Source organism: Nocardia sp. NPDC050378 (assembly GCF_040655675.1).
Taxonomy (GTDB): Bacteria; Actinomycetota; Actinomycetes; order Mycobacteriales; family Mycobacteriaceae; genus Nocardia; species Nocardia coubleae.
On sequence record NZ_JBFAKI010000023.1, the window covers coordinates 75,042 to 88,048 of the forward strand.

Sequence of the window (13,007 nt, forward strand, 5' to 3'; positions counted from 1 at the left end):
CCGGTCGTCACGTCCACGGCGCGTGGCGGTCGGACCTCGCCCGCCGGGGGAGAGGTTGTCCGATGCCCGATCATCGTGAGGCGCGAGTCGCGGTCCTCGCCTCCGGCGTAGGCGCCGGCCTGGCGGCCATCCGGGCGGCCGGGGTCCCTGTCGCTGTCGTGCTCGTCGATCGGCCGTGCCCGGCCACTGACATCGCGGCCGGATATGGCATCCCAGTCGAGCTGGTACGACGGCAGCCGAACCGCGAACAGTTCACTCGTTCGATCGTCACCACTCTGGTCCGGCACGACATCGACCTGGTGGTGATCGCGGGATTCATGAGCATCCTCGGCCGCTCCGCCTTCGTGGCCTTCCCCGACCGGGTTCTCAACTTCCACCCGTCTCTGCTGCCCGCTTTTCGCGGTGCGAACGCGGTCGCGGACGCACTGCGCGCCGGTGCCACCGTCACCGGCGCGACAGTGCATATCGCCACCGAGCGAGTCGATGACGGTCCGATCCTGGCTCAGGAGCCGGTACCGATCCTGCCCGGCGACTCCGTCGAGTCGCTGACCAGACGAATCCAGGCCGTCGAGCACCGCCTGTATCCGGAAACCATCCATGACTTCATCGGCCGGCCGACTGAGCTTTCCGACAGCGAGCGCCAGGCCGCAGAAAGGTTTGGCCCATGACATCCGCTGACACCCAACCGGTCCGGTTTCCCCGCGAGCGGGCTCACCCACTTGACCCGCCGGTGGACTACGACCGGATGCGTGCTGATGGTCCGGTGGTCCGTCTGCGGCTCGCCGATGACCAGCTGGGCTGGCTGGTCATCGGCCAGGCCGAGACCCGGGCCATGCTCGCCGACCGACGGTTCAGCGCGGAACGCACCCCGGGGCCGGTGGCCGTGCGCGAGGTCACGCCCGAGCTGGTCGAGGAGAAGACCCGCCGAGGTGCCGTCACGCGGATGGACCCGCCGGAACACACCCGCTACCGGCGACTGCTCAACCGACACTTCAGTCCGAGCCACCTCACCGAGCTCGTCCCGCGCATCGAGCAGATAGCCGCCGAGCGCCTCGCGGCGATGATCACCGCGGGCGCGCCCGCCGACCTGGTCAGCGCTTTCGCCGCCCCCATGGCCACCCAAGTGATCTGCGAATTACTCGGCGTCTCCTACGCAGACCGGGAGATCTTCTGGGCACACGCTCGCACCCTGATGTGTGTGGACACACCACGGGATCAGCTCCTGGCCCACTACCCGGTCGAGCGAGCGTTCATGCAGCGCTACATCGACGCCAAGCGCCGCGAGCCGGGCGAGGATCTGTTGAGCGCCTTGGCCGCTCCCGATTCCGGTCTCGACGACGACGAACTCACAGGCCTGGGCAACATGCTGCTGATGGCCGGCCACGAGCAGCCCACCAATATGATCGCGCTCGCCGTGGTGGCACTGCTCGAGTACCCGGAGCAGTTCGAGCGGCTGTGTCAGGAACCCAGCCTGATCGACTCGGCGGTCGAGGAGCTGTTGCGCTATCTGTCGATCCTGCACTTGGGGACTCCGCGAACCGCGACCGAGCAGATCGAACTCGGTGGTCAGGTGATCCAGCCCGGCGAGCTGGTCATCGCCGCGTTGCCTGCCGCCAACCGCGATCCGGCAACCTATCCGGACCCGCACGGTCTGGACATCTCGCGTCCGGTCACCGGTCATGTCGCCTTCGGCTACGGCATCCATCGGTGTCTTGGCCAGCACCTCACGCGAATCGAGCTGCGTATCGCGCTCACCCAGCTTACGCATCGTCTGCCGACTCTGCGTCTGGCCACAGCACTGGACCGAATCCCGTTCCGCGACAATATGTTCATCTACGGGGCACACGAACTCTCCGTGGCATGGACGGAGAGTCGATGACGGCCGCTGTCGCGCTGCCCAGGGCACGAAACCACCCGCTGGACCCACCGGCGGAATACGACCTGATGCGTGCCGACGGTCCGGTGGTCCGGCTGCGGCTCGCCGCAGACAGATTGGGCTGGCTGGTTATCGGCCACGCCGAGGCTCGGGCCATGCTCAGCGACCATCGGTTCAGCGCGCAGCGCACTCCTGGCCCGGTAGCTGTCCGCGACGTCGATACACGGCTCGTTCAGCGGCAGTCGCGCCTCGGCGCCCTTCCTCGTATGGATCCGCCGGAGCACACCCGCTACCGCCGTCTGCTCGGTCGACACTTCAGTCCGCACCGCCTCGCTCGGCTCGCCCCCCGCATCGAACAGATCACCGCCGAGCACCTCGACGCGATGATCACCGCAGGGCCTCCCGCCGACCTGGTCACCGCGTTCGCCGCCCCCATCGCCACCCAGGTGATCTGCGAACTGCTCGGCGTTTCGTACAGCGAGCGGCGCACCATCTGGGCACGCACCTCCTCCTTGCTCACGGTGGACACGCCACCGAGCACGTTGCTCGCCCAGCACGCAGCCGCTCTCGCATTCATGCACCGCACCATCGAGGCCAAACGTTGCACAACCGACGAGGACCTCCTCGGCGTCCTGGTCCGATCCGACACCGGGATGTCCGGCGACGAGCTCGCCGGAGTGGGCAACCTTCTGCTCACGACCGGCCACGAAGAACCCGCGAACATGATCGCCCTCGCCGTCGTCGCGCTGCTCGAGCACCCCGGCCAGCTAGCCCAGCTACACCATGACCCAACCCTGATAGATCACGCCATCGAGGAACTGCTTCGGCACCAGACAATCCTGCACTACGGTTTAGCCCGAACAGCGACCGAACCGATCGAGCTGGGAGGTCAGGTCATCGAGCCGGGTGAGTCGGCCCTGGCCGCACTACCGGCCGCAAACCGCGATCCGGCCGTATACCCGAACCCACACGTGCTCGACCTCACCCGGACGCAAACCGGCCACCTCGCGTTCGGCCACGGCATCCACCAGTGCCTCGGCCAGCATCTCACCCGCCTCCAGCTCCGGATCACGCTCAGCCAGCTGCTCCGACGTGTTCCCACGCTCCGGCTGGCAGCCTCGATCGACCGAATTCCGTTCCGCGACAACATGTTCATTTATGGCGCCCATCAACTACCGGTCACATGGTGAGCGACTCTATCTCGCGGAAAGTGTTGCCGACTGACTGCGGAACAACGCAGTCGGTACTCGTCACAGCGGGACAGCGGTCGCCGGCCCTCACTGCACCTCGGCGAAACTCGATGGGAACGCGACCCGCCGCCGCACGCAGCTCGGTCGCGGTTGCCGACAACACGACCTACCTCTACGGCGGGAATTGCGTGTGCGATCCGGGTATGACGCCACATCGGTCCCCTTGTTGCCGTTGCCGCTGCGGGCCGGTTCGCCGCTCCGGTGGGTCTGCTACTACAGGATGGTGGCTTCCCGAGCCTCCTCGACGGTGCGGTGGGGACAGGGCTCCGGCGAACAGGACGGCGGCCTCGATGCGTGGGTCGACCACCTCCAGCAGGGTGCCGATCGAGACCACCCCGCCCGATTGCCCGACTGGGCCGCCGATCTCGGGAATCGCCCAACAGCTCTGCCGGCGTACCGAGGCGATATCTCCCCGGATAGCCAGCATCCTGTCGGTTTCGCCGACAGGATCTGGTCCACCCGCGCGACTATCCGCAAGCTGCGGGAACCGTTGCGCCACAGGCTATGTCCCGTGCCACCGTCAGGGTGGACAGCGCTCCCGGCGACAGCGGCCACGACCTGCTGCCTGCCCGGGCGGCGTTCAGGCCCCAGGTGGTCAGCGATTCCACCGGGAGGTAGAGGTACAGCACGTCGGTGGCCGGGGTTCCGCATCGGGTGAGTGCCCACCGGAACGGGCTGTCGAGGCACAGCGCGAAGGCCTCTCCGGCCACCGCGGTCGAGCGATGACCCCGTTGTTCGATTGTTGCTCGCCCGGCCAATACCGAGCCCAGCTGCAGATACTGGCTGTAGTGGCGGTCGTCGATATCGGTGCCGCGTTCAGCGGTGATATCAGAAGACCGCAGCCGAGCGAGAAGCACTGCGCCGGGCCGTTCCAGCGGACAGCCGTTCGCCCGCCGCGCCGATTCGCTCGACGATTGCCCCAAACCCGCCAAAACGGACCTCTCTCGTGTCGAGGTCTCGGGATAGACCGTCATCGGGCTGGAGGACCGCTCGCGATGCTCGATCTGTCGTCCGGCTCCGGTCGTGTGCGCGTCTGCCTCGTAGTGCATTTCCCACCTCCCCGCGTCGGTGCGCGATCGCCGGAAACGGGTAGGGCGCGGACCCGTCACCGGTTGCCTGCGCCTGTCGACAATTGGAATCACTCTTGAAATGCGGAGGATAACAGTGGAATTCGGGGCGCCGCGCGGTCGGTTGCATCCGCCGGGCACCGGGTGGGCGACACTCACATTCCGTGCCAGGTTCGCCGGAATGTTGTGCCAGAGAGGGGCGGCCGGACCAGACGTTCGGCTGCGCGGAAGGAGGGTCCCGCCTGCGATTTCGCTGACTCGCCGACCATGACGTGCGCTCGTCGTGGGTTTGCTTGCACATTGCGGCGCCGGTGCCAGCGGCCTAGCCTCGTTCCCGTTGGCCCAGTTGCTCTTCCGTGGTCGAAGGGTTCACAGGTCTCGCATACGTCCGGCTTTCGGAGTTGGTCAACAGAATCTTCCGGGCGCGCTTCATCGCCCACCTCGACGACGAAGGGCTACCGAAACATGCTGTGGGAAGCGCTGCTGTGGGTGTTCGTGGCCGCAGGGCCGGCCGGGGCCGCCGCCTACGTGCTGCGCAGGTGCGGCGAGGGCGACGACGGCGATGCCACCAGCTGGTTCGCTGGGCGCGGCGGGCCGCAGACCACAGCACCGTCGGAACCTGTCGACGTGCCTCGCGTTCCGGTCGGCGCCGTCAGGGTAGTGCCGACGGAGCCGGAGGCGCCGAGCGCCCGACTGCCGTTCGCGGAGGGCCGGCGACACCGACGAGCCTGCAGGCGGACCAGCACCTGGTCCGCCTGCAGCACCCACGCAACTGTTACCTAGCCGACCTGCCCCACGCCGATGAGGCTTCTTTCGCTTCGCAGGAGGAAACGGAGGCGGTGGTCGTCGAACAACGGCGCTGCTGGTGAATATCGCGACTGCCCATGCGGCACGGGCGGCGTCCAAACCCTCGTGATGCTCGAACGCGATCACGTCGCATCCTCACGGCAATCTCGCGAGGTGCGGTGCAGACCTGCGTGCGTGCCCTCCCCGTCGAACCTCGGGAGCGACGAATTAGCCAAGTAGACAACAAGATTCAAGTCAATCGACTGTCACGGCCGAACCCCTTCCGCTAGCATCGTTCTCACCACAATCGATAGCCGGTGGATAACTGATTTCTTCGTTCCACGTGGTGTGTCATCTCGTTTCTCCCATGTCTCGCGAAGCAGGAAGAACTCATGACTGAACTGGCTGAACCCTTTTCCGGAATCGACGCTCCGCAGCTGAGCCTGAGCACGGTGGCCGCGCGAAATCTGGCGACAACCACCAAATCCGTGCCCCAGATGCAGGGCATCACGTCGCGGTGGCTGCTGAAACTGCTGCCCTGGGTGCAGGCCGACGGTGGTGTTTACCGCGTCAACCGTCGCCTGACTTACAGCGTCGGCGACGGCCTGATCACCTGCTACGACACCGCAGGCCAGGCCCGGATCCTCGCGCCCGACCTTCGCGAACTGCGCTACCTGCGCCACTTCTCGGATGACGCTGCCCTGCAGTCGGTCGCGGACTCCTTCGTCGAACGGCGGTACGCGCCGGGCGACATCATCGCCGAAGCCGGTCAGCCTGCCGAAGAGCTGGTGGTCCTCGTCCATGGCAAGGCCGACAAGCTCGGGACCGGTGCCTACGGCGAATCGACCGTGCTCGAGGTGATGACCGACGGCCGGTTCATCGGTGAACGGATCCTCGGTGCCGATGCGGAGCCGTGGAACTTCACCGTCAAAGCCGTCACCGAATGCACCTGTCTCGTCCTCACCGACCGCGCACTGACCGAGGTGAGCGCCCAGCTGGAAGGACTGCGCGAGCACGTGCGGGTGGCCCAGCTCGATGACGCCCTCGCCGACGAGCGGACCAACCCCTACGGCGAGAGCTCGATCGAGCTCGCCTCCGGGCACGAGGGCGAGCCGCAGCTGCCCGGCACATTCGTCGACTACGAATTGTCACCGCGCGAATACGAATTGAGCATCGCGCAGACCGTGCTGCGGGTCCACAGCAGGGTCGCCGACCTCTACAACAAGCCGATGGATCAGATCGAGCAACAGCTGCGGCTGACCATCGAGGCCATGCGCGAGCGGCAAGAAGACGAGATGGTCAACAATCGCGACTTCGGGTTGCTGCACAATGCCGCACCGCGGCAACGGATCAGTACCCGCTCCGGTCCGCCGACCCCGGACGACATGGACGAACTGCTCGCCCTCGTCTGGAAGGAACCGGCGTTCTTCCTCGCCCACCCGAAGGCGATCGCCGCCTTCGGTGCCGAATGCAATCACCGCGGCATCTATCCGACGAGCACCGAGATCAATGGACATCGGGTGCCGTCGTGGCGCGGGATTCCGATCCTGCCGTGCAACAAGATCGGCGTCTCGGCCGGCCGCACTACCTCGATCATGTTGATGCGAACGGGTGAAGCGGACCAGGGCGTGATCGGCCTGCGGCAGACCGGGATTCCCGACGAATACGAGCCGGGACTGAACGTGCGGTTCATGGGCATCGACGACAAAGCGATCATCTCCTACCTCGTCAGCACCTACTACTCGGCCGCTGTGCTGGTGCCCGACGCCCTCGCGATCCTCGAGCACGTGCAGCTCGGCGCCGAGGGCTGACATCGTGCAGCCCTTCGAGCTGCCCGAGTTCTATGTCGCTCACCCCGCGCGGCTGAACGCGCGCGTGGAACGCGCACGGGCACATACCAAACAGTGGGCCTACGAGATGGGAATGCTCGGCGACACCGTCGGTGGCGATGTGGTGTGGGACGAGGCGAGTTTCGACGGCATGGACTACGCCGGCCTGTGCGCCTACACCCATCCGGAGGCCGACGCACTGGTGCTCGACACCGTCACCGACTGGTACACCTGGGTCTTCTACTTCGACGACCACTTCCTCGACGCGTTCAAACGCACCGGTGATCTGGACGGCGCACGGCGGTACCTCGACCGGTTGGCCACCTTCATGCCGCCGGACGATGCCGCGATGCCCGAACCTACCAACCCCGACGAGCGGGGCCTCGCCGACCTCTGGCAGCGGACCGTGCCGTCGATGTCACGGTGCTGGCAGGAACGGTTCCGCGAAAGCACCCGGAACCTGCTGCTCGACTGTGTCTGGGAAATCGGCAATATCAACACCGCCCGGATTCCCAATCCCATCGACTACATCGAGATGCGGCGCAGGGTCGGTGGGGCGCCCTGGTCGGCCGATCTGGTGGAGTACGCACGCGGTATCGAGGTGCCCGAACCCATCGTCGGCACCCGGCCGATGCGCGTGCTCAAGGACACGTTCTCCGATGCGGTGCACCTGCGCAACGACATCTTCTCCTATCAGCGCGAGACCGAGGACGAAGGTGAGGTGAACAACGGAGTCCTCGTGATCGAGCGATTCTTCGACTGTTCGCCACAGCAGGCCGCCGAGATCGTCAACGACCAGCTCACCTCGCGCATCCACCAGTTCGAGAACACCGTGCTGACCGAGCTGCCCCTGCTGTTCGACGAGCATGGGCTCGATGCGGCGCAGCGCGCGGCGGCGCTGTCGTATGCGCAAGGTCTGCAGGACTGGCAGTCGGGTGGCCACGAGTGGCACCTGCGGTCCAACCGGTACATGAACGGGTCGGCGGCGGCGGGGCCTATGTCGTTCGGTCCCGCGGGGATCGGCACCGAACTGGCCAGGCCCGGGTTCTGGAAGGGGCTTGCCGGGCCGGGCGGGCTGCGCAGTCACACCCAGACCCCATTGCGCCGCACCGGGCAGTTGCCGTTGCCGGACTTCGACGTGCCGTTCGAGCTGAGTCTGTCACCGCACCTGCCCGCAGCCCGCGCGGCGAGTATCGATTGGGCTCAACAGGTGGGATTCCACGATGCGCTGCCCGAGCTCCGGGGGCGGCAGTTGTGGACCCGCGAGGATACGGCCGGCTTCGATTTGGCGTTGTGCTCGGCCGGATTGGACCCCGACGCCGATGTCGGTACCTTGACGCTGTCAGCTGAATGGCTCACCTGGGGTACCTGGGGCGACGACTACTTTCCTGCTGTCTTCCCGCCCACCCAGGGGGTCGGCGCGATGGCCGCTGCGAAAGTGTGTAACGCGCGACTGTCGGCATTCATGCCGCTGGATCTCGAACCCGTTGATACGCCGGTCAATCCGCTGGAGCGATCGTTGGCGGACCTGTGGACGCGCACCGCGCGGCCGATGTCGCCCGCTGCTCGACGCTCCTTCCGGCACGCGGTGGAATCGATGACCGAGAGCTGGTTGTGGGAGCTGGCCAACCACATCCAACACCGGGTGCCCGACCCGGTCGACTATCTGGAGATGCGCCGTCGCACCTTCGGCTCGGAGCTCACGATCGCACTGTCGAAGATCGCCCGCGGCGGTGTGGTCCCCGACGCGGTGTTCGAGTCCACCACCATGCGCGGCATCGAACACGCAGCTCAGGACTACGCCTGCCTGATGAACGACTTCTTCTCGTATCAGAAGGAGGTCGAGTACGAAGCCGAGTTGCATAACGCGATCCTCGTGGTCGAGTCGTTCTTCGATTGCGACCGTGATATCGCCGCTACGGTCGTCGACGACCTGATGCGGGCCAGAATGCGCCAGTTCCAGCGACTCGTCGACGACGAACTTCCCGTGCTGTTCGAACACCACCGGCTCGACGACACCGCTCGCGCGTCGCTGACCAGCTACGTCGACGAACTGCGCGATTGGATCGCGGGCATCCTGCATTGGCATCGCGGCACCAGTCGCTACCGACCGGAGAATCTGCGCTACCCGGTCGGCGAGTCACCGCGAACCACCACCCGCCCGGTACATGCCTGGGGCCCTTCGGGTTTCGGCACCGCCGCCGCTCGCCTTCGCCCCCGCGTCGCCACCCATGCCCTCTCGCCGGGAAGGACTTCCTTGTGACAAGTACCGCCCAGAACACACCGACCGCGCTCGGTGTCGCCGCCGCTCGCACGCTGGCGAGCACCACCAAATCCGTTCCGCAGATGCAGGGAATCACGCCCCGCTGGTTGCTGCGCATGCTGCCCTGGGTCCAGGTCGACGGTGGAACCTACCGGATCAACCGGCGCCTCACCTACACTGTCGGAGACGGATACGTCACCTGCACGCTGGCCGGCGGCCGCTACCAGGTGGTCCCGGCCGAACTGCGCGAATTGCGGGCGCTGCGCGATTTCGACGACGACGACATCTTGCGCGAGCTCGCCCGGCTGTTCACTCAGCAGGAATTCGCGGCGGGGGAGACCATCTGCGAGTTCGGCAACGAAATCGATGCGGCCTACGTCCTCGCCCACGGTCGGATCGTCCTGTCCGGGCCGGGCGATTTCGGTGAGCGAGTACAGCTCGACGTACTCGACGACGGCAGTCACCTCGGCACCACGACCCTCCTCGGCGGGCAGGCCATCTGGGAATACACGGCCACCGCGAATACCGCCTGCACGGTACTTGCGTTGCCGCGCGCCATATTCGACGCCCTGTGTGCCCGTGAACCACGACTCGCCGCTCATATCGCCGATGTCGGGGCCGAGGTCGCCGCCGAGCGGACCGGCACCGACAAATACGGTCAGGCACCAATCGGACTGCTGTCAGGCCAGCAGGGTGAGCCGACCCTGCCCGGAACCTATGTCGACTACGACCATCGTCCCCGTGAACTCGCACTGAGCATCGCGCAGGTGTTGCTGCGCGTGCACACCCGGGTCACCGACCTCTACAACAAGCCGATGAACCAGCTCGACCAGCAATTGCGCCTCTCGATCGCCGCGCTGCGCGAACGCCAGGAACGCGACCTGCTGACCCACCACGACTACGGGCTGCTGCACAACGTCGACCCGACGCAGCGGCTGTGTTCGCCGACCGGCCGCCCGACACCCGACGATCTGGATCGTTTGCTTGCGCGCCGTCGTAAAACCGCGTTCTTTCTCGCCCATCCCCGTGTCATCGCCCAGTTCGGCCACGAATGCACAGCCCGCGGCGTCTATCCGGAGCACACCGAAGTCGAGGGAAAACGGGTGCACGCTTGGCGTAATGTGCCGCTGCTGCCCTCGGACAAGATCCCGATCTCGCCGAGCGGAACAAGCACGATCTTGGCGATGCGGGTCGGCGAATCCGACGACGGCGTGATCGGCCTGCGCCAGACCGGCCTGCCGGACGAGGTGGAGCCAGGCGTCAATGTCCGCTTCACCGGCATCGATGAGCGGGCGATCGCCTCCTATCTCATCAGCGCCAATCATGCTGCGGCGGTGCTCGTTCCCGACGCACTCGGCGCCCTGACCGAAATTCAGGTGAACCGATGAGCGCCCCACGTGCCGTGGACACGCCGATCCTGATGCCGACCGAGACGGCAGCGCGCACGCAGTCGCCGGGCCCGCGCACCGCCGCCGACGTCCTCGAACAGTGCCGGACGGACTGCGCCGCCACCCTGCACGCGACCGTGCAGATGATGCCCGCCACGGTCCGCACGATCGTGGGGTACCACTTCGGCTGGTGGGACGAGACCGGGCGACCGGAAAAGCACGACGGTGGCAAAGCTATCCGACCGGCCCTGGTATTGACTACCGCCCGGTTGACCGGCGCCGAGGCGGCGGACGCCGTGCGCGCGGCCGTCGCGGTCGAACTGGTACACAACTTTTCGCTGCTGCACGACGACGTGATGGATCGCGACACCACCCGAAGGCATCGACCGACGGCCTGGACTGTCTTCGGGATCGGGCCCGCCATCCTCGCCGGGGACGCGCTGGTCGCCCAGGCCTATTCCTTGCTCGCCGCGCAACCGCATACCCCGATCATCGAAGCCTCGAACCTGATGAGCCGCTCGGTACTGCAACTCGTCGAGGGGCAGTGCGCGGATCTCGGGTTCGAGCGGCGCACCGATGTCCAGGTCGAGGAATGCCTCACCATGGTCGATCAGAAAACCGGGGCGCTGTTCGGCTGTTCGGCCGCGCTCGGTGGTCTCTTCGGCAACGCGGACCCCGGTGAGCTTCTGCGGCTGCGTGAGTTCGGCAGGCGCATCGGCCGTGCCTTCCAGCACACCGACGACCTCCTCGGCATCTGGGGCGATCCGTCCGTCACCGGCAAGTCGGTGTTCTCCGACCTGCGCAGCCGGAAGAAGTCGTTGCCGGTGGTGTTCGCCCTGCGCTCGGACACCCCGGAAGCGGGTGCGCTCGCTGAGCTCTACCTGCGCGAAAAACCGCTCGACGACACCGAATTGGTGCGCGCCGCCGAACTGATCGAAGCCGCGGGCGGGCGGCAATGGAGTCGGCTCCAGGCTCGGCAACTGTACGAGGAAGCCATGTCTACCATCTCCGAGATCCGCGCCGATGCCGACGCCCTGGCCGATCTGGACCTACTCGCGTCATTGGCCGCGGAGCGGGACTGCTGACAGAGGTCCGTCCGGCAGGGGAGGGGAACCCAACATCGGATCCCGGCGGCGTGGCGTTGTCAGCGGTGAGGAGGGCGGAGACCGTGCGGTCGATGTTCGCGGGAGCGAAGAGAGTCGCCAGCCAGGTATCGACGGGTTCGATGATGTGGTCTTCGCGCAGGTTGATGGTGCGCGGGTGATGGGCCAGTTGCGGGCTTCCCGGTGCGGGGGCCGATGCCCGGCAACGGTAGTAGACGGATCCCCTAGCGTTTTCGGCTTGCATTTCCCTATTGCATAGGTCGCATCGGACGCGCCCACGGAACGGGCGTGGTGTCGTGGACGCGCTCGAGCGGGTGCGTTCGAGTTTGCTGCGGGCGTGGCGGCTTATGCCCGCGCGTTGCTTACGTTTCAAGGTCGCCTGCGTGAACGTTTCGACGGAGATGATCGCGGGGCGTGCGGGATGTCGTGATCGGATGATGCGTTGTGCGGGTGAACGTTTGAACATCACGATGTGGCCGGCGGCGACGTCGTCAGGATCTAGGAGTGATTCGGTTTTTGTCCATCGTCCGAAGAACGCGTACCCGGTGTATCGGGGGTTCTGCAAGATCGCGGCGATGGTGGAGGTATCTCGCGGGTCGTCGCGACAGCCACTGCGGCTGAGAAACTCTCGAACTACGGGCAAGGCCTCGTGGGCGCCGGTGCGCGCCGCGACTTCCATGACGCTGTTCACGAACACTGCGGAGCATGGCGCGAGGCGCTGCCATGGTGGGTACAAATCCTCGATCCCCGCCGAGACGAAGTGGTCGATGGCACCACTATCGCCCTTGCCGAAGATCCCCTGATGCGTGACTCTCTCGTGGCCGCCGCCAGGCACACTCCCCGAAGTCGCAGTGCGAATACAAAGGGTCCGTGCGTCGGTGAGCCACCTCGACGCGGCCGGGGTTCTAAGCATCTCAACGGTGGTACGACAATCCGATCGGAAGCGCCGCGACTTCCCCGGCCGCTGGCAGAGCCGAGCGCGCCATGGCCAACTGACATTGAGTTGGAAACGATGCTCCACGACGCCGTCGCCGACGCTGAAGTCGCATTCGCTGACGAGTTCATCGACCATGCCGCGCATGAAGAGGAAGGGCATCTGCGTAGCCTGATGAAAGGGATCGAGGCCACCCTGACCTCGCGACATCAAGTCCGTGCGCTCCAAGGCGAGTCGAACAGCGCCCCAGACTTAGTCGGTGCCTACCGGCCCTAACCCAAAGAAGGAGGAAAAAGGGATCGGAGCCGATCTGGCACTCGTCGTGTCCATCGAGATGGCAGGTCGGCTGCGCCTGGCCTTTGCTGAGTTCGTGCAGGTCAAGAAGTCTTATCAGGAGGTCGGCGACTGCTTTGGACACCAAAGGTGTCGTTTTCGATGCCGAGATGTTCCAGCCGACGATCGCGCGGGAGTAGGCGTCGAACACGAACGCCACATACGCCCACCTCGTCCA

General features: G+C 66.0%; 10 protein-coding genes and 1 pseudogene. 8 read left to right on the plus strand and 3 right to left on the minus strand.

The window, feature by feature from the left end:
• The first annotated feature begins 62 nt into the window (after positions 1 to 62).
• From purN to AB0I35_RS30295, 3 genes are read left to right on the plus strand one after another with little or no spacing between them, the layout of a single operon-like run.
• On the plus strand, positions 63 to 668 hold the full coding sequence (gene purN / locus AB0I35_RS30285; RefSeq protein WP_357399738.1) for a phosphoribosylglycinamide formyltransferase: 606 nt from the start codon (positions 63 to 65) through the stop codon (positions 666 to 668).
• Entirely contained in the window at positions 665 to 1,879 is a 1,215-nt protein-coding gene (locus AB0I35_RS30290) for a cytochrome P450 (RefSeq protein ID WP_357399739.1), read from the plus strand. Before purN ends, AB0I35_RS30290 begins: the two co-directional genes overlap by 4 nt.
• Positions 1,876 to 3,066: a cytochrome P450 gene (locus tag AB0I35_RS30295; RefSeq protein WP_357399740.1), complete on the plus strand. Its 1,191-nt coding sequence runs from the start codon at positions 1,876 to 1,878 to the stop codon at positions 3,064 to 3,066. Before AB0I35_RS30290 ends, AB0I35_RS30295 begins: the two co-directional genes overlap by 4 nt.
• A gap of 322 nt (positions 3,067 to 3,388) precedes the next feature.
• Here AB0I35_RS30295 and AB0I35_RS30300 read toward each other — a convergent pair.
• Together AB0I35_RS30300 and AB0I35_RS30305 are read right to left on the minus strand one after the other, a co-directional pair.
• Positions 3,389 to 3,502, minus strand: a pseudogene (locus AB0I35_RS30300) (alpha/beta hydrolase); the annotation flags it as partial.
• A 91-nt stretch (positions 3,503 to 3,593) separates the two neighbouring features.
• Complete coding sequence (locus AB0I35_RS30305) at positions 3,594 to 3,983, minus strand: hypothetical protein (protein WP_357399741.1); 390 nt, start codon at positions 3,981 to 3,983, stop codon at positions 3,594 to 3,596.
• Positions 3,984 to 5,371: 1,388 nt separating this feature from the next.
• Between AB0I35_RS30305 and AB0I35_RS30310 the strand changes: the two genes are divergently transcribed.
• The 4 genes from AB0I35_RS30310 to AB0I35_RS30325 are packed head-to-tail and all read left to right on the plus strand — an operon-like array spanning position 5,372 to position 11,544.
• Entirely contained in the window at positions 5,372 to 6,790 is a 1,419-nt protein-coding gene (locus AB0I35_RS30310; protein ID WP_357399742.1) for a family 2B encapsulin nanocompartment shell protein, read from the plus strand.
• Between the two features lie 4 nt (positions 6,791 to 6,794).
• On the plus strand, positions 6,795 to 9,071 hold the full coding sequence (locus AB0I35_RS30315; protein ID WP_357399743.1) for a germacradienol/geosmin synthase: 2,277 nt from the start codon (positions 6,795 to 6,797) through the stop codon (positions 9,069 to 9,071).
• Positions 9,068 to 10,459 carry a family 2B encapsulin nanocompartment shell protein gene (locus tag AB0I35_RS30320; protein WP_357399744.1) on the plus strand — a complete coding sequence of 464 codons (1,392 nt, stop codon included), beginning with the start codon at positions 9,068 to 9,070 and terminating at the stop codon, positions 10,457 to 10,459. Before AB0I35_RS30315 ends, AB0I35_RS30320 begins: the two co-directional genes overlap by 4 nt.
• Entirely contained in the window at positions 10,456 to 11,544 is a 1,089-nt protein-coding gene (locus tag AB0I35_RS30325) for a family 2 encapsulin nanocompartment cargo protein polyprenyl transferase (RefSeq protein WP_357399745.1), read from the plus strand. Before AB0I35_RS30320 ends, AB0I35_RS30325 begins: the two co-directional genes overlap by 4 nt.
• Here AB0I35_RS30325 and AB0I35_RS30330 read toward each other — a convergent pair.
• Complete coding sequence (locus AB0I35_RS30330) at positions 11,459 to 12,706, minus strand: recombinase family protein (protein ID WP_357399746.1); 1,248 nt, start codon at positions 12,704 to 12,706, stop codon at positions 11,459 to 11,461. The two genes, AB0I35_RS30325 and AB0I35_RS30330, sit on opposite strands and share 86 nt — an antisense overlap.
• A 49-nt stretch (positions 12,707 to 12,755) precedes the next feature.
• Between AB0I35_RS30330 and AB0I35_RS30335 the strand changes: the two genes are divergently transcribed.
• On the plus strand, positions 12,756 to 13,007 hold a 252-nt coding region (locus AB0I35_RS30335; protein WP_357399747.1), incomplete at its 3' end, for a hypothetical protein.